Here is a 16,234-nt window from a genome sequence, read left to right on the forward strand (position 1 = left end):
GTCCCTCGTCGGTACTCATCGTGTGTCGCCCACGGGCTGCGCCACCGGCACCGCTCCCGGCACGGCTTCGCTCCTGGGCCGGGCTGTTCCGGGCGCCGCCGGCAACGCTCCTGGGCCGGTCAGCAGGAGGGCCGCGCTCGCGTCGTCCCAGCCCGCGTCGCCGGTGCCCGTGCTGGCCAGCACCGCCTCGGAGTCATCGACACGGTCACCGGCCCGGCCGCCCAGCCAGACGGCTGCTGCCACGCACTGCAGTACGCCGAGCGCACCCGAGGCGGGTCCGTACAAGGCGGACAGGTCGTGGACGGGCGCGCTGCCCGCCCCAGTGCCCAGCCCCGCCGCTGGAGCCGTCACCCCCTCCGGGTGTTCCGGCACGCACCACAGCCCGATCCGCCCGGCATGCCGGGACCGCACCGCGGCGACCGCCTCGGCGTGATCGCCCCGGCGGGCGTAGGGCCCCACAGCGGCCAGGTGCCGTGCGCCCCGGGCGCGAGCCGACGCGTCCGACTCCACCACCAGCGCGACCGCCCCGTCGAACAGTTCGGGAACCGCAGTCGGATTTTCCGCGACCGTCGCCTCGGGAGTGCCCGTGACGTGCCGAACGGCAGCGTTGTCCGGCTCTACGCCCAGGACCAGGACCCGTTCGACCCGGCCGGCCGCGATCAGCAGCCGGGCCCAGTTGACGGCGTCCAGGCCGGACGTCGGCCCGTTGCACAGCGTCAGGTTGGCGCCGCGCAGCCCGTGCGTGATGGCCACCCAGGAGGCCACGACGTTGCTGGAGGTGGCGGGCAGCATCATGGGGCTGGTCGCCAGATAGGTGGAGTCGGCGATGGTCCGCACGACCTCGCAGACCGTGTCAGCGTTGCCATAGTTCGTACTGGCCACGACGCCCACGCTCTCGCCGGGGACGGTGAGGGCCCCGTTGTCGTCGGTGAGCCCGGCCGCGCGCAGGGCGTCCGCAGCCGCGGCCATGCCGAGCCTGGTGGCGCGGTCCTTGTAGCGCAGCCCACGTCCCTTGAGCCGGGAGACGGGGTCGGCCGCGTCCCGGTAGCCGGCGGGCAGCGGCCCGAGCAGGTCTCGCGGCCCGGTCAGCCCGCGTACGGCGGTGCCGAGCCCGGTGATCACGGCGTACGCCGTGCGTTCGGTACTCACTGGCCTCCTCCTTCGAGACCGGTCGAGTGCGGCACGGCTTCGTCGTCGACACGCTCCACGACCGCGACCGCGTTGAGCCCGCCGAACCCGAACGAGTCGATCTGCGCCAGCCGCAGCGGCTCCTCCGGGCGAACGGCGCCGCCCCGCACCAGGCGGAAGCCGGCCACGGCCTCCACCGGGTCGTCGAGATACACCGTCGGCGGGATGGTGCCGGTGCGCATCACGTCGACCGCCGCGACCAGGCTGTGTAGCCCGGAGGCACCCGCGGTGTGCCCGGTCATCGACTTGATCGCCGTCATGTAGGGGGAGAGAGCCAGGCCCGCGAACACCGTGCCGAGCGCGCTCGACTCGGCCTCGTCGTTCAGCGGGGTGCCGGTGCCGTGCAGCATGACCAGGTCGATGTCCTCGGGCCGCACCCCGGCCCTGCGGTGCGCTTCCTGGACGGCGGCGGTGATGCTTTTCGCGTCCGGTGCCGATGGATGGTAGGCATCGCAGTTGACGGCGACCCCCCGCACCCGTGCGTGCACCCGGGAGCCCGGCCCGGGCCCGTCCGCCTCTCGGCGAAGCACCAACGCCACCGCGCCCTCGCCCTGGAGCATCCCGCGCCGCTCCTGGTCGAACGGGCGGACACGGTCGGGGGCTTCGGGGTAGCAGCGGTCTAGCAACCCGTAGGTGCTCTCGGTGATGGTGTCGACCCCGGCCACGACGACGGTGTCCGCCGCGTCCAGGTCGAGCAGGTCGGCGCCCAACGCCAGCGTGTACAGCGACGCCGAGCAGGCGTTGGCGATGGTGTGGGTGTCAGCGGCGCCGAACCGGCGCCGCAACATGGTCCCGAAGTGCAGGTCGGCCGCGTCGAACGGGATCCCGTCCCGCCACGCGAGCTCCACCGAGCGCAGCTCGCGCAGGGTGGTGCCCACCAGCATCGGCACCTCCGACAGGTCGTCGCCGAGCCCGGCGTCCGCCGCGGCCTGCGCCACCGCACTTTCGAGCCAGCGGGTGGCCCTCAGCGGCACGTCCACGCCTGGCGCCGGACGGTCGTCGATCTCGTACGCCACCTGTGCGCGGAACTTCTCCCGGTCGTAGCCGCGCAGCGGTCCGAGCCCGCTGCGGCCGGCGATCAGCGAGTCGAAGATCTCCTCGACGTCGGCACCGATGCTGGCGACGGCGCCCATTCCGGTGACGATCCAGCTCATGCCGTGCTCCCCACGGGATCCGTACACTGCGCGTCGCGGTACGCCCCAAGGATCAGCACCGCGTTGTTGCCGCCGAACGCGAGCGCGTTGTTCTGCACGACGTTCAGCTCCGCCGCGACGGCCCGGTTGGGCACGCAGTCGACGCCGCACTCCGGGTCGGTCTCACGGTGGTTGACGGTCGGCGGGATGAATCTCTCGGTGATCGCCAGAGCGCAGGCCGCCGCGGCGACCGCGCTGGCCGCCCCCATGCTGTGGCCGATCATCGATTTGATGGAGATCGTGCGAGGCATGGACCCCTCACCGAACACCTGGCGGATCGCACCCGCCTCCGTGATGTCGTTGGCCTTGGTGCCGGTGCCGTGCGCGGAGACGAAGTCGACCTGATCTGGCGTCACCCCGGCGTTGTGGTGGGCGATCCGAATCGTCCGCGCGATGCTGTCCCGGTCCGGGGCGACCGGGTGCAGTGCGTCGCATGCGAGCCCGTACCCGAGCACCTCGGCGTAGATGCGGGCCCTGCGGGCGAGCGCGGAGTCGAGGCTCTCCATCAGGAGGATGCCCGCTCCCTCGCCGGTGAGGATGCCCTCGCGGTCCTTGTCGAAGGGCCGGCATACCTCAGGGGCGATGGTGCCGAGCCGGTAGAAGCCGGTGAACGTCTTGCGGCACGCGGCGTCGGCGCCACCGCACAGGGCGATGTCGACATCACCGCTGCGCAGGGCGTCGTAGCCGTAGCCGACCGCATAGTTGCCCGCTGCGCACGCGGTCGGGATCGTCACGGCCTCCACGTCCTCCAGCTCCAGCTCGCGCACGATGCCGGCCGACAGACGCCCGGCCGGGACGCGCTGGGCGACGGCCGGGTCGTACACGCCGGGGCCGCCGCCGAGGCTCGCGGCGGCGAGCTGGTCGAGGTCGCGGGACTCGCCGTCCGTGGTGCCCACCGACACCAGGGAGCGGCGGGAGCGCACGCCCGCCACGGTCAGGCCGGCATCCTCGACCGCCATCCGCGCGGCGGCCACAGAGAACTGGCTCGCCCGGCCCAGCTCCTCGGGATCCTGCCGCGTGATCCAGCGTTCCGGCGCGAAGTCGGTGACCTCGCAGCCGTTGGCGTGGGCGAATCCGGTCGTGTCGAACGCGGTGATCGGCTTGACGCCGCTGCGTCCCTCACGGAGCCCGACGGTGAAGGCCTCGACACCGATGCCGATGCTGGTGACCACACCGAGTCCGGTGATGACCACCCGGCGGCCTGCGGTCTCGGGGTGCGAGCGCCGGGGCCCGCCGTGACCTCGCTCGTCCGTGCTGATCGAAGCATTCATCGAAGCTCACCCATCTGGCGGTCGGGACGACGGATCAGCTTCGAGCGGCCTCGGCCACCACCGCGTACACGCCCTCCAGGTTGACCATGCGGCTGAGCTCGCTCTGGTCGATCGTCACCTTCTGGGTCCGCTCCAGAGCAGCGAGGATCTCGATCGCGCGCAGCGAGTCCGCGTCGTGCTCCTCCTTGAAGAGGCTGGTTTCGGTGACCTCGTCCTCGTCGATCTCGAGAATGTCGCAGACGACTTCCTTGATCTCCTGCTTGCGGGCAGCGTCAAGGCCGTTCGTCAGGCTCACGTTGGTCATCTCGACTCCCATGCGGATCGGTATCGGAGTCCGGTGACTCCGCCCGTGTGATGAGTCGAGGGTGGAAGCGGTCGCTATACGATGCCTATACAGTCTGGCCCACCAGCCAGCCCGGCTGCGCGGCGCTCAGTCCCGTCAATCAGCCCAACCAGCCAGGTCCAGGACCACAAGGGGTCGGGTCCTCTACTCGACAGGCTCGTCGGGGTCCAGCGTGATGGGGCCGTCCGGGATCCAGCCCTTGGTGTAACCGGTCATCAGGATCCCGAGCTCCCTGGGGAAGACGTCACGCGACCGAGTTCCGCGATGGGCATCCAGAGTCCGTAGGGCGAGAACATCTCCGACGCCTCTTCACGAGACAGCTTGAGGATCACCACCAGACAGTCGCGGCGCCCGCCTGCGGTCACGGTTCTCAGCCGCCCGCTCACCGGACGGCCGCGCCGGTACAACCCCGCCTTACTCCATCGCCCGCGCCTTCGGCCGCCACAAGCCCTGACCGCCACCGACCCGGGGTAACCGAGGAGGACCGCCCCGGTCCCAGCCTGCCGCTGCCTGCCCCTGATGCCAGCTCACGCCGGCCCTGCCAAGGGGTGCCGCCCTCAGAACCGTCACCCGCTACACTGTCCGCGGTAACGCAGACCTTCGCGCCTGCCCACCACGGAGCTGCCGGGGAACCGAAATCCTGGATCCGCCCATTTCAGGGAGGGTTTCAGACACGTTTTCCGACAGATCCCTGCCTTCGTAGCTCAGGGGATAGAGCACCGCTCTCCTAAAGCGGGTGTCGCAGGTTCGAATCCTGCCGGGGGCACAGAGAAACACCAGGTCAGAGGCCCTTCCGCCCGTCGGGCGGGAGGGCCTTCGTACTCGTGGTGTGCGAAGGGTGGGCCGAGACCTCACGGTCCCCGGTGACGACAGCGGCCTGGCGGAGCCAGCGAGGATGGCATTGCGCAGTCGGCTCACACCGTCGCCTCCGGCTCGGCCGGGGCGATCTCGGCGATCAGGCCCTCCACCAGGGCCTTGATCTCGTCGCGGATCGGGCGGACCTCTTCGACGCCTTGACCGGCCGGGTCGTCGAGCTTCCAGTCCAGGTAGCGCTTGCCGGGGAAGACCGGGCAGGTGTCGCCGCAGCCCATGGTGACGCACACGTCGGACTCCTCCACCGCGTCCACGGTGAGGATCTTCGGGACCTCGGCGGAGATGTCGATACCGACCTCGGCCATCGCCGCGACGGCGGCCGGGTTGACCTGGCCGCCCGGTTCGGAGCCGGCGGAGCGGACCTCGACGCGGTCCCCGGCCAGGTGGGTCAGCCAGGCGGCGGCCATCTGGGAGCGGCCGGCGTTGTGGACGCAGACGAACAGGACGGACGGCTTCGCGCCGGTGCTCTCGGGCATGAGGGGCTCTCTCGTCTCGCGGTGGCTGGGCGTGACCCATGACATCAGCATTCGCTGACATCAGTGAACGGTGATGTGAGAGTATCAGCGCATGCTGACTTCAGCCGATCCTGATGTGATCCGGGCGCTGGGCGATCCGCTCCGGCTGCGGATCGTGACCCTGCTGGCGCGCGAGACGCTGTGCACCACGCACCTGGTGGAGGAGACCGGGGCCAAGCAGACCAACCTGTCCAACCACATGAGGGTGCTGCGCGAGGCCGGGCTGGTGGAGACCGAGCCGTGTGGCCGCTTCACCTACTACAAGCTCAAGCCCGAGGTCCTGGCCGGGCTGTCCGGGCAGTTCGCCGAGCTCGCCGAATCCGCCCGCACCGCCGCCGAGAACAAGAGGGCCTGCCCGTGACCTCCAGCGCCCACGCCCAGAGCGCCGAGGCGGCCGGGGACGACTCGATCGTCAGGAAGCTCTCGACCCTCGACCGCTACCTCGCGGTGTGGATCATGCTCGCCATGGCCGTCGGCCTCGGGCTCGGCCGGCTCATCCCAGGGCTGAACGACGCGCTCGCGAAGGTGGAGATCGGCGGAGTTTCCCTGCCGATCGCGCTCGGTCTGCTGATCATGATGTATCCCGTGCTGGCGAAGGTCCGCTATGACCGGCTCGACGCCGTCACCGGCGACCGCAAGCTGATGGTCACCTCGCTGGTCATCAACTGGGTCCTCGGACCCGCGGTGATGTTCGCGCTGGCCTGGATCTTCTTGCCGGACCTGCCCGAGTACCGCACCGGCCTGATCATCGTCGGCCTGGCCCGCTGCATCGCCATGGTCATCATCTGGAACGACCTCGCCTGCGGCGACCGCGAAGCCGCTGCCGTTCTGGTCGCCCTCAACTCCGTCTTCCAGGTCCTCGCGTTCGGCCTGCTCGGCTGGTTCTACCTCGACCTGCTGCCCGGCTGGTTGGGCCTGGGCGACGGCGAGCACCTCGACATCTCCATGTGGAAGATCGCGCTGAATGTGGTCATCTTCCTGGGCATCCCGCTCGCCGCCGGCTTCCTCACCCGCCGCCTGGGCGAGAAGAAGATGGGCCGCGCCGACTACGAGCAGCGGTTTCTGCCGCAGATCGGCCCGTGGGCGCTGTACGGGCTGCTGTTCACGGTCGTCGTCCTCTTCGCCCTCCAGGGGAAGACCATCACGTCGCAGCCGCTGGACGTCGCCCGGATCGCGCTGCCGCTGCTGGTGTACTTCGCCGTCATGTTCTTCGGCACGTTCCTGCTCGGCAAGGGCCTGGGCCTGGCCTACGACCGCACCGCGACCCTCGCCTTCACCGCGGCGGGCAACAACTTCGAGCTGGCCATCGCGGTCGCCATCGCCACCTTCGGTGTCACCTCCGGCCAGGCCCTGTCCGGCGTCGTCGGCCCGCTCATCGAAGTCCCGGTGCTGATCGGCCTGGTCCACGTCGCGCTCGCCTGGCGAAGGAAGTTCGCCCCGGACGCGGTGACGACATCACCATGACGGAGCGCACCGATGTGGTGGTGGTCGGCGGTGGCCAGGCAGGGCTCGCCGCCGGCTACCACCTGCGCCGCCGAGGTCTCGACTTCGTGATCCTGGACGCCGGTGCGGAGCCGGGCGGGTCGTGGCAGCACATGTGGGACTCCCTGCACCTGTTCTCCCCGGCCGAGCACTCCTCCCTGCCCGGCCGCCTCATGCCCGCCCAGGCGGGCGAGACCTACCCGGGCGCCGCGCACGTGGTGGACTACCTCGCCGACTACGAGCACCGCTACGACCTGCCCGTCCAGCACGGCACCCGCGTGGACGCCGTACGCCGCGACGCGGACCGGCTCCGGGTCGAGGCGGACGCCGGGATCTGGCGGGCGAAGGCAGTCATCAGTGCCACCGGCACCTGGTCGCGACCATTTCTGCCGGCCGTCCCTGGCCGTCCGGATTTCGCCGGGCGACAGCTGCACACGGTGAACTACGAGAGCCCGGCCGACTTCGCCGGGCAGCGTGTCGTCGTGGTGGGCGGCGGGAACTCCGGGGCCCAGATCGCCGCCGATCTCGCCCTGGACGGCGATGTCGAGGTGACGTGGGTGACCCAGCGCCCGCCACGGTTCCTGCCGGACGACATCGACGGCCGGGCCCTGTTCGAAGTCGCCACCGCCCGCCGCCGCGCCCTGGACGCCGGCCGCCGCGACACCGGTGGGGTGGCCTCACTCGGCGACATCGTGGCCGTACCGCCCGTCCGCACCGCCCGCGACGCCGGACTCCTCGCCGCGAAGCCGATGTTCGCCCAGCTCACGCCAACCGGTGTCCGGTGGGCCGACGGCAGCCGGAGCGACGCGGAAGCGGTGATCTGGTGCACCGGCTTCCGCCCGGCCCTGGCCCACCTCGCCCCGCTGAACCTGCGCGGCCCGCGCGGGCGCATCCTCACCGACGGCACACGCGCCCTCGGCGAGCCACGGGTGCACCTGCTCGGCTACGGCGACTGGACCGGCCCGGCCTCCGCCACCCTCATCGGCGTAGGCCGCACCGCCCGCGACGCCGCCCACGCGATCGCTCAACTGCCTTGACCGGTCAGGTGATGGCGGGGCTGCGGCGCTCCACGAGGACGACGTCGCGCCAGACGCCGTGGTGGCGCCCGATCCGCTCCCGCGTGCCGATGACACGGAACCCGGCCCGCCGGTGCACGGCGAGGCTGGCGGTGTTCTCGGGGAAAATCCCCGACTGGATCGTCCAGATCCCGGCCTGTTCCGTGGACTCGATCAGCGCCTTCAGCAGGGCGGAGGCGACCCCACGGCCACGGGCGGCCGGGTGGACGTAGACGGAGTGCTCCACCACGCCCGCGTACGCGCACCGGTCGGAAACCCGGCTCGCGGCCACCCAGCCCAGCACCGCCCCGTCGGCGTCTACGGCGGCGAAGCGGTGCTCGGGCAACTTCGTCGCGTCGAACGCCTCCCAGACCGGCGCGACGGTCTCGAAGGTGGCGTTCCCCTCGTCGACCCCCGCCTGGTAGATGGCCAGCACCTGCTCCGCGTACTCCGGAGTCAGCGGCACGATCGCCGCACTCGCAGGTCCCATCCCCACGGCGCTCCCCCTCGTCCCGGTCAGGCTGCGGTCGGCAGGGTCAGCAGCCGGCCCATGGCCGCCAGCACGGACGGCTCGACCCGGTAGTAGACCCAGGTGCCGCGCCGCTCGGAGGTGAGCAGTCCGGCCTCCTTGAGCTTCTTCAGGTGGTGGGACACCGTGGGCTGGGAGACGCCGACGTCGGAGATGTCGCAGACGCACGCCTCGCCGCCCTCGTGGGAGGCCACGGCCGAGAAGAGACGGAGGCGGACCGGGTCACCGAGGGCCTTGAACATCCGCGCGGCGGTCTCGGCCTCCTCGGCGGTCATCGGGCGCTCGGCCAGCGGGGGGCAGCACGGCACCACGCCCTGACCGTCGGGTTCGAGCAGCGGCAGCACCTTCACATTCGACATGCATCTATGTTGACACATGTCGAACCAGCGCGGGGAGAGACATCACCGGGCGCGCAAGGTAGCGGCCATCATCGAGGACGCGCCGGCCGGCCCCGGCAAGCCCGATGGCCATCCGCGCTACAGGATTCCCCGCCCCGGCCACCACCACACGGCGGCCGGCGAAGGGGGCGGGACAGCGATAGTCGGCGGCCCACAGCAACCGCCGGCCGGTCGGACGCCTCCAGCACCACCGGCCGCAATCCGTGCCACAGCAGCATCTGGATGGCGGCGAGCCCGGCCCTTATTTCGATGAATGCCTATGTTGACGCTCATCGATACAGATGTCATGCTGGGCCACGCAAGCCATCGACAGACGTCGAAACACGCAAGGAGTCGCCGTGAACGCGCCCGCCACCACCGAGCTGCCCGTCGTCGTGATCGGGGCCGGCCCCGCCGGTCTGGCTGCCGCCGCCCACCTGGTCGACCAGGGCATCGAGCCCTTGGTCCTGGAGGCCGGGCCCGCTGCCGGCGCCGCGGTGCGCGAGTGGTCGCACGTACGCCTGTTCTCCACCTGGGGCGAGGTCGTCGACCCGGCCGCCGAGAAACTGCTGGCCCCGACCGGCTGGACCCGCCCCGACTCGGCCACCTACCCCTCCGGCGGCGACTGGGCCGAGTCCTACCTGCTGCCGCTCGCCGACGCCCTCGGGGACCGCGTCCGCACCGGCGCCACCGTCACCGGTGTCTCGCGCACCGGCCGGGACCGGATCGTGGACGCCGACCGCGAGCAGCAGCCTTTCGTCGTGCACGTCACCCACGCCGACGGCCGTGAGGAGCGCCTCTTCGCGCGCGCGGTCATCGACGCCTCCGGCACCTGGGCCACTCCGTCCCCGGCAGGCGGCAGCGGACTGCCCGCACTCGGCGAAAAGGCCGCCGCAGACCGGATCACCTACCGCGTCCCGGACCTGAAAGACCAGGCGACCCGGGCCCGTTACGCGGGCAAGCGCACCGCTGTGATCGGCTCGGGTGCCTCCGCGTTCACCGCTCTCGCCTACCTCGCCGACCTCGCCAAGTCCGACGACGGCACGGGAACGAAGGGTGTGTGGATTCTGCGCCGGGGCCTCTCGGGCTCGACCTTCGGCGGCGGCACCGCCGACCAGCTCCCGGCGCGCGGCGCCCTGGGCCTGGCGGCGAAGGCCGCCGTGGACGAGGGCCACGCGGACGCGGTCACCGGCTTTCGCACCGAGGCGATCGAGCGCGACGCCGACGGGCGCCTGGTCCTGGTCGGCGAGGACGGCCGCCGCCTGGACCCGGTCGACGAGGCCATCGTCCTGACCGGCTTCCGCCCCGACCTGTCCTTCCTGGACGAGCTGCGCCTGCGCCTGGACGAACGCCTCCAGGCGCCGGTCGAGCTGGCTCCGCTGATCGACCCCAACCAGCACTCCTGCGGCACCGTCTACCCGCACGGCCACCGCGAGCTCTCCCACCCGGAACAGGGCGTGTACCTGGTCGGGATGAAGTCCTACGGCCGCGCCCCGACGTTCCTCGCCATGACCGGCTACGAGCAGGTCCGCTCCGTGACCGCCGCGATCGCCGGCGACCTCGACGCGGCCGACCGAGTCGAACTGACCCTGCCCGAAACCGGGGTGTGCGGCGGCGCCGGCCTCTTCGCCGCCCCCGAGGCCGACCAGGGTGGCGGATGCTGCGGCTCGTGACCGCCCCGCCAGTCGCATGCCGACGCGGAACGGATTCCGCACAGCGGAACGGATTCCGCACACATGAGGGCGAGAATCGCCGCGAACACGTGAGAACTACGGAGAGGTGTTTTCGCAGGTCAGGCACCCCGGCGCGACCGCACTGCAAGCCCTGCTGCTGGAAGGAGAAGAGACTCGATACCGCCGAGTCCTGAACCGGAGTTCCGCGCGCTCCGCCGATGCGCTTCCAGCACCTGTTCGGCTTCGCCGGTGGTCAGGCCCCAGGCCGGCTTCGCGGCGGTCCGGTCGACCGGATGGGTGCAGGTCGCCCTGGGTACTGGCCGTGATGGCAGGCGCCGCCCCTACAACGTACTGGGGCAGACCGAAGTGGCCCGAGAGCACGGGTGGGTTCGCACTGCGCGGTATGTTCAAATGGCTCTGGCCAGAGCGTTGTTGCGTGAACCGAATGTGCCATCGCGCGAAGGAGGTCGTGTGTCCCCCAACGGGTCGTTCGAGCAGGGAAAGCCGCACCCGGCGCGCGTCTACGACAGCCTCCTCGGTGGCAAGGACAACTACCCGGTGGACCAAGCCGTCGCGGAGGGCATCGCCCAGCGCTGGCCGGAAATCCAGCGCAGCGCGCAGCAGAACCGGGCATGGATGGCGCGCGCCGTACGGCACATGGTGAAAGAAGGGGGCGTCACACAGTTCCTGGACATCGGCACCGGCATCCCCACCCGGCCCAACCTGCACGAGATCGCCCAAGGCATGGTGCCCTCGGCTCGGATCGTCTATGTGGACAACGACCCCGTGGTGCTGCGGCACGCCGAGGCGCTGCTCACCCCGATATCGCCCGAAGGCCGATCGACCTACCTGCAGGCCGACCTGCGTGACCCGCGCGCGGTACTGGAATCGCCCGAGGTGGCCGAGACACTCGACATGACGCGTCCGGTGGGCCTGGTCCTGGCCGCGATCCTGCACTTCCTCGACGAGGACGAGGACCCGGCGGGCGTCCTGCGGGTCCTCGTGGACGCCCTTCCAGCCGGCTCGTACGTCGCGTTGTCCCATGCCTGCGGTGACGCGGATCCCGTCAGGGCAGCGGAGGCATCGGCCTTCTACCGGCAGAACAAAGTCTCCAAGCCCGTGGTGCTGCGCACACAGAAGCAGATCGAGGAATTCTTCACGGGACTGGAACTGCTGGAACCGGGCGTAGTAACCGTCGACCGCTGGCACCCGGACGCATCGGTGCCCGAGGGGCCTGACGACATGGGGTTCCGTGGCGGCCTGGGCCTCAAGCACGGAACTGCCTGAGGGCGAAAGGCGTCGCCGACCGATTCCGTGGCTCCTGGCGCGTTGTTGCGGACAGACCCGGGAACGCGGCTCGGCTCTCGGCGGTGAGGCGGGAGCGGGTCGGGGTGAGCGCTTCCACGCGGAAAGTCAGGATGTACGGGGTCGTCCTCGCACCTTCGACTTCCCCAACTTCCCCCCAAACCCTGCCGACTCCATGGGCCCCGGGTTCGTCACGGACTAAAGTTGTTCCATCACTGCTGGTTGAGGGGCCGGGGCGCGCCGTGCGTACGTACGTGTGCCGTCCCGGTGGGGAGGGCCTGGGCGGGATGAGTCGTCGCTCCAATGGGTTGGTCGCCGTATGGGCCGAAGCGCAGCGGCAGCAGCAGCGGCAGCAGGAGGCGCAAGCCCGGTATCAGCGGGATCAGGAGCGGGCGCAGCGGGCGTATCAGCGCGAGGTCGCCCGGAGTCAGCGCGAGCAGAAGGCCGCCTACCGGGAACAGCGTGAGGCCGAGGCCCGGCGGCGCACCCGGGAGCTGGATGCCCGGGTCGAGGCGTTGCAGGGGCTGCTGGCGGCCGGGTGCCGGGCGCCGGCGTTCCGGGCCTCGGCGCTGACCCGGGCGGAGGAGGTCGAGCCGTTCGCGCCGGGGCCGCTGGCGCAGCCCGTACCGATGCCCGACCCCGCGCGTTACGAGGCACAGGGCGGCGGCTGGACCGCCGGGCGGCGGGCCCAGGCGCAGGCCGAGGCGCGGGCCCGGTTCGAGCGGGACTGGCAGGCGGCGCAGGCGGCCGAGGCACAGCGGCAGGCGCAGTTCGCGGGCTACCAGCGGCAGTACCGGCAGTGGGCGGACGCCCGGCTGGCGGAGATCCGGAGTCACAACGCCGGGATCGCGGAGATGACCGCCGGGCTGCGCGCCGGGGACGCCGAGGCGGCCGTGGCGTATTTCTCCGCCGCGCTCTACGCCTCCACCGGCTGGCCCGACGAGCTGCCCCGGCAGGTGGCGGCGGCCTACGACTCGGGCGCCCGGCAGCTGGTGCTGAACTGGGAGCTGCCCCGGTACGACGTGGTTCCCGAGGCGAAGTCCGTGCGGTACATGATCAACGCGGACCAGGAGAAGGAGTCGCCCCGGCCGGTCACGCAGCGCCGGGCGCTGTACCGGGACGTGCTCGCCCAGTGTCTGCTGCTCGTGCTGCGCGATCTCTTCGCCGCCGACGAGTTCGGGGCCCTGGAGTCCGTCGCGCTGAACGGTTTCGTGGACGACCACGACCCGGCGACCGGGCGGCGGATGCCGATGTTCCTCGGCACGGTCATGGCGACCCGGGCGGACTTCGCCGGGCTGCACCTGGAGCAGGTGAACGCGGTGAACTGCCTGGTGGACGGGTTGCGCGGGCAGCTGTCCACGCGCCCCGACCAGTACGCCGCGGTGCGGCCGGGCCGGGTCCCCGAGGATGTCGGCAACGGGGTCGTGACGCACGGCGGCGACGAGGAGCCGGACCTGTACGAGATGGACCCGCTCGCCTTCGAGGCGCTGGTCGCCGAGCTGTTCCGGGCGATGGGCATGCAGGCCGTCACCACGCAGCGTTCCAACGACGGCGGCGTCGACGTCGACGCGCTGGACCCGGCGCCGATACGCGGCGGCAAGATCGTCGTCCAGGTGAAGCGCTACCGCAACACCGTGCCGCCGACGGCGGTCCGCGATCTGTACGGGACGGTCCAGGACGCCGGTGCCAACAAGGGCGTGCTGGTCACCACGTCCAAGTTCGGCCCCGGCTCGCACACCTTCGCCAACGGCAAGCCGCTGGAGCTGGTGCCGGGCTCCGAGCTGGTCGACCTGCTGCACCGGCACGGGCTGCGGGGGCGGCTGGGCGGCGGCGAGCCACCGGTCCCGGCCCAGCGGACCGCGCCGGAGGACGATAGCGCCGACACCCGGGACGCCGATCACAACGTGCTCGGCATGTCCTGGTCCGGCTCCGTCGCCCTGGACGTCTGTGCGCTCGTCTGCCGGGGCAGCCGCGTCCTGGACGACGATCACTTCGTGTTCTTCAATAACCCGCGCACCCCGGACGGTTCGGTCCGCGCCCTGATCCCCGTGGCACCCGACAAGGCCGCGATCCAGGTCGCCTTCGACGCGCTCCCGGCGCGCGCGGACCGGCTGGTGATCATCGCCTCGATCGACCCCGTCGCCAACCCCGACGCCGACCTGTCCGGCTTCACCGACGCCGGAATCCGGCTGCTCGACGCCGAGCGCACCCCGCTCGACCGGCTGGACGTCTCGGACGGCCGGCCGGGCGAGACCGCGCTCGTCCTGGGCTCGTTCCGCCGACGGGCCAACGGGGACTGGGAGTTCGTCACGGGCGGCAAGGGATACCGGGGCGGGCTTGAGGAGTTGGTGACGGAGTACGGGATCGACGTCGAGTAGGAGGCCGAAAAGGACAGGCGCTCCCCCCACTGATCCCCACCCCCCTCACGCCCGGGGAGGCCGCTTCACTGGCCGCGCGGTGGTACGCGGATTTCGTACGGGCCATCGGCGGGACCGGCCACCGGGGCAGGGGCCTGGGCCGACGCGCGCATTCAAGCCTGTCCGGCGTTTGAGGACGGAAGCCTCGGCCCCGGCCCGTGGAAGACGCCGCCCGCGTCACCGCAGCTCATCCGGGCAAGGTGTCCCCGGCGGGAGCTGGTACGGGGCTCCCAGGCGGTACGTGCCGGGGCGTGGGGCGAGGAGTTCTGTCCATTCGTCGCCGTCCTCGTCCTCGTCCACCTTGATGAGGCAGCCGTGTTCGTTGACGAAGGTGCGCGGGGTGTCCTCGTCCGCGCGCTGCTTGGACGCCTCGGTCTCCTGGGGGCGTTCCACGCCCTTGCCGTCCTCGTCCAGGACGGCGAGCCAGCGTGAGTAGGGGACGCGGATCAGGACCCGGCCCGCCTTCTTGACGTGGATCGTCAGCTCGCCCTCGCCGGCGCGCTCCACCGTGGCGGGCGGGTCGGCCAGCGGGACGGGGCTGTCCACCTCGAAGAGGCGCCAGTCCGTGTTGGACCAGATCAGCTTCAGGTAGGAGAGGCCCTTGCCGACGAGTTCGGCCTCCTTGCGGGCGCCGCTGTAGTCGGGGTCGCCCTGCGGCAGCACCACGTAATGCACCGCCCAGCGGTCGAGCCACTGGCGGTAGTTGATGGGGTCCAGGGTGTCGTCGTAGAAGAGCGGGTTCCGCTTCATGTCGGCCTGGCGGTTCCAGCCCCGGGCCAGGTTGACGGAGCGCGGCAGCGCGGACGCCTCGCGGTGGCTGCTCGGCGGGACGACCTCGACCCGGCCGCGTTCGGCGCCGACCTTCTGGAGCTGGTTGACCAGGGGGGCCAGCGAGCGGGTCCAGGACGCGGTGGGGGCGGTCCTGACGATGTCGTCCACGCCCTTGAAGCCGATCCAGACGTTCAGCGAGACGAACGCGATGACCAGCGCGTACCACCGCCGCGAGCGGGGCGCGGTGTACGGGAGGGCGGCCAGCAGGACGACGCCCGCGTACAGCATCGCCATCCGCGAGACGTTGGAGCCGATCTGCGAGTCGATGATGTACGTGAGCAGCGTCCCGACCCCGTACACGGCCGAGGCCGTGCGGACCGTCTTCCAGTCGGACGGTACGAGGAAGAAGACGAGCCACGCGAAGATGAACGGCCCGGAGAGCGTCGCGACCGACATCGGCTGGGTGCCGGAGAACGGGAACAGCCAGGCGGACAGCGCGACCACCGCGACGGGCGCGAGGCCCAGTGCGTACGCGCCGGGGCGCCGCTTGTTCAGGAACAGCGCGGCCGCGACGACGCCGAGGAAGAGGCCGGCCACCGGGCTGCCGGCCGTCGCGAGCCCGGCGAGCGGCGCGGCGACGGCCGCCTTCGCCCACCGCTTGTAGCGCCACCGGTACGGCCAGCAGAACACGGCGGCCGCCGCGCCGACGGCGAACATCATGCCGAGCCCGAACGTCACCCGGCCGGACAGCGCGTTGCACAGATACGCGAAGACGCCCGCCATCGAGCAGGCCAGGGGGTTACGGACCGCCTTGACGCGGTAGAGGATCAGCGAGGTGAGCCCGGCCGAGACCGTGCCGGCGATCATCATCGTCGTACGCACGCCGAGCAGGGACATCAGATACGGCGAGACGACGCTGTACGAGACGGGGTGCATGCCCCCGTACCAGGCGAGGTTGTACGCGGTGCCGGGGTGCCGGCCGACGAATTCGGCCCAGGCGTCCTGGGCGGCGATGTCGCCGCCGCTGTTGGCGAAGAAGAGGAACCACAGGATGTGGGCGACCGCGGCGACCGCGGTCGTCAGCAGGACCGGGTGGCGCAGACAGCGCCGCTTCAGGCCGTCGAACCGGCCGGGCGTCCGAGGGGTGTCCTCGCCGCCGCTCCGGCGCTCCGCCTGCGCGGGGTCCGTACCGGTGGTGCCGGCATCCGCCCGTGTCGGCTCGGCAGTGGTCACTGCTCTCTC

At 71.4% G+C, this 16,234-nt stretch carries 14 protein-coding genes and 1 tRNA gene; 7 read left to right on the forward strand and 8 right to left on the reverse strand.

Annotated elements, in window-relative coordinates:
- Nucleotides 1-15 precede the first annotated feature (15 nt).
- The 4 genes from OG338_RS11935 to OG338_RS11950 are packed head-to-tail and all read right to left on the reverse strand — an operon-like array spanning nucleotide 16 to nucleotide 3,956.
- Entirely contained in the window at nucleotides 16-1,149 is a 1,134-nt protein-coding gene (locus tag OG338_RS11935; RefSeq protein ID WP_405937313.1) for a beta-ketoacyl synthase N-terminal-like domain-containing protein, read from the reverse strand.
- A complete protein-coding gene (locus OG338_RS11940; protein ID WP_405937314.1) occupies nucleotides 1,146-2,342 on the reverse strand; it encodes a beta-ketoacyl synthase N-terminal-like domain-containing protein in 1,197 nt (398 codons plus the stop codon). Before OG338_RS11940 ends, OG338_RS11935 begins: the two co-directional genes overlap by 4 nt.
- Nucleotides 2,339-3,652, reverse strand: coding sequence for a beta-ketoacyl-[acyl-carrier-protein] synthase family protein (locus OG338_RS11945; protein WP_405937315.1), 1,314 nt, complete (start codon nucleotides 3,650-3,652; stop codon nucleotides 2,339-2,341). The genes OG338_RS11940 and OG338_RS11945 overlap by 4 nt, the downstream gene beginning before the upstream one ends.
- 34 nt (nucleotides 3,653-3,686) lie before the next feature.
- On the reverse strand, nucleotides 3,687-3,956 hold the full coding sequence (locus OG338_RS11950) for an acyl carrier protein (RefSeq protein ID WP_405937316.1): 270 nt from the start codon (nucleotides 3,954-3,956) through the stop codon (nucleotides 3,687-3,689).
- A gap of 732 nt (nucleotides 3,957-4,688) precedes the next feature.
- Here OG338_RS11950 and OG338_RS11955 point away from each other — a divergent pair.
- Nucleotides 4,689-4,761 (forward strand) — tRNA-Arg (locus OG338_RS11955).
- A gap of 148 nt (nucleotides 4,762-4,909) precedes the next feature.
- Here OG338_RS11955 and OG338_RS11960 read toward each other — a convergent pair.
- Entirely contained in the window at nucleotides 4,910-5,344 is a 435-nt protein-coding gene (locus OG338_RS11960) for an arsenate reductase ArsC (protein WP_405937317.1), read from the reverse strand.
- A gap of 91 nt (nucleotides 5,345-5,435) precedes the next feature.
- On the opposite strand from OG338_RS11960, the gene OG338_RS11965 reads away from it, so the two are divergent.
- Genes OG338_RS11965 through OG338_RS11975 form a run of 3 tightly spaced genes read left to right on the forward strand, consistent with a single transcriptional unit; the run spans nucleotide 5,436 to nucleotide 7,902 of the window.
- Nucleotides 5,436-5,744 carry an ArsR/SmtB family transcription factor gene (locus tag OG338_RS11965; RefSeq protein WP_405937318.1) on the forward strand — a complete coding sequence of 103 codons (309 nt, stop codon included), beginning with the start codon at nucleotides 5,436-5,438 and terminating at the stop codon, nucleotides 5,742-5,744.
- Nucleotides 5,741-6,847 carry an ACR3 family arsenite efflux transporter gene (arsB, locus tag OG338_RS11970; RefSeq protein WP_405937319.1) on the forward strand — a complete coding sequence of 369 codons (1,107 nt, stop codon included), beginning with the start codon at nucleotides 5,741-5,743 and terminating at the stop codon, nucleotides 6,845-6,847. Before OG338_RS11965 ends, arsB begins: the two co-directional genes overlap by 4 nt.
- A complete protein-coding gene (locus OG338_RS11975) occupies nucleotides 6,844-7,902 on the forward strand; it encodes an ArsO family NAD(P)H-dependent flavin-containing monooxygenase (RefSeq protein WP_405937320.1) in 1,059 nt (352 codons plus the stop codon). Before arsB ends, OG338_RS11975 begins: the two co-directional genes overlap by 4 nt.
- A 4-nt stretch (nucleotides 7,903-7,906) precedes the next feature.
- On the opposite strand, the gene OG338_RS11980 is transcribed toward OG338_RS11975, so the two are convergent.
- Nucleotides 7,907-8,410 (reverse strand): GNAT family N-acetyltransferase, encoded by a 504-nt coding sequence (locus OG338_RS11980; protein WP_405937321.1) that lies wholly within the window; start codon nucleotides 8,408-8,410, stop codon nucleotides 7,907-7,909.
- Nucleotides 8,411-8,436: 26 nt separating this feature from the next.
- On the reverse strand, nucleotides 8,437-8,808 hold the full coding sequence (locus OG338_RS11985) for an ArsR/SmtB family transcription factor (protein WP_405937322.1): 372 nt from the start codon (nucleotides 8,806-8,808) through the stop codon (nucleotides 8,437-8,439).
- Nucleotides 8,809-9,185: 377 nt separating this feature from the next.
- On the opposite strand from OG338_RS11985, the gene OG338_RS11990 reads away from it, so the two are divergent.
- From OG338_RS11990 to OG338_RS12000, 3 genes are all read left to right on the forward strand, one after another.
- Entirely contained in the window at nucleotides 9,186-10,499 is a 1,314-nt protein-coding gene (locus OG338_RS11990; protein WP_405937323.1) for an NAD(P)-binding domain-containing protein, read from the forward strand.
- A 471-nt stretch (nucleotides 10,500-10,970) separates the two neighbouring features.
- Nucleotides 10,971-11,786, forward strand: coding sequence for an SAM-dependent methyltransferase (locus OG338_RS11995; RefSeq protein WP_405937324.1), 816 nt, complete (start codon nucleotides 10,971-10,973; stop codon nucleotides 11,784-11,786).
- A 305-nt stretch (nucleotides 11,787-12,091) separates the two neighbouring features.
- Nucleotides 12,092-14,182, forward strand: a complete 2,091-nt coding sequence (locus OG338_RS12000) for a restriction endonuclease (protein ID WP_405937325.1) — start codon at nucleotides 12,092-12,094, stop codon at nucleotides 14,180-14,182.
- Nucleotides 14,183-14,398: 216 nt separating this feature from the next.
- Here OG338_RS12000 and OG338_RS12005 read toward each other — a convergent pair whose 3' ends face one another.
- Complete coding sequence (locus OG338_RS12005) at nucleotides 14,399-16,225, reverse strand: MFS transporter (RefSeq protein WP_405937326.1); 1,827 nt, start codon at nucleotides 16,223-16,225, stop codon at nucleotides 14,399-14,401.
- Nucleotides 16,226-16,234 lie beyond the last annotated feature (9 nt).

Source organism: Streptomyces sp. NBC_00726 (genome assembly GCF_045161735.1).
In the GTDB taxonomy this organism is placed as follows: Bacteria; Actinomycetota; Actinomycetes; order Streptomycetales; family Streptomycetaceae; genus Streptomyces.

Coding starts and splice junctions, on each gene's coding strand:
- OG338_RS11940 (WP_405937314.1), bottom strand. CDS start 2,342: ATGAGCTGGATCGTCACCGGAATGGGCGCCGTCGCCAGCATCGGTGCC.
- OG338_RS11945 (WP_405937315.1), bottom strand. CDS start 3,652: ATGAATGCTTCGATCAGCACGGACGAGCGAGGTCACGGCGGGCCCCGG.
- OG338_RS11950 (WP_405937316.1), bottom strand. CDS start 3,956: ATGACCAACGTGAGCCTGACGAACGGCCTTGACGCTGCCCGCAAGCAG.
- OG338_RS11960 (WP_405937317.1), bottom strand. CDS start 5,344: ATGCCCGAGAGCACCGGCGCGAAGCCGTCCGTCCTGTTCGTCTGCGTC.
- OG338_RS11965 (WP_405937318.1), top strand. CDS start 5,436: ATGCTGACTTCAGCCGATCCTGATGTGATCCGGGCGCTGGGCGATCCG.
- OG338_RS11975 (WP_405937320.1), top strand. CDS start 6,844: ATGACGGAGCGCACCGATGTGGTGGTGGTCGGCGGTGGCCAGGCAGGG.
- OG338_RS11980 (WP_405937321.1), bottom strand. CDS start 8,410: ATGGGACCTGCGAGTGCGGCGATCGTGCCGCTGACTCCGGAGTACGCG.
- OG338_RS11985 (WP_405937322.1), bottom strand. CDS start 8,808: ATGTCGAATGTGAAGGTGCTGCCGCTGCTCGAACCCGACGGTCAGGGC.
- OG338_RS12000 (WP_405937325.1), top strand. CDS start 12,092: ATGAGTCGTCGCTCCAATGGGTTGGTCGCCGTATGGGCCGAAGCGCAG.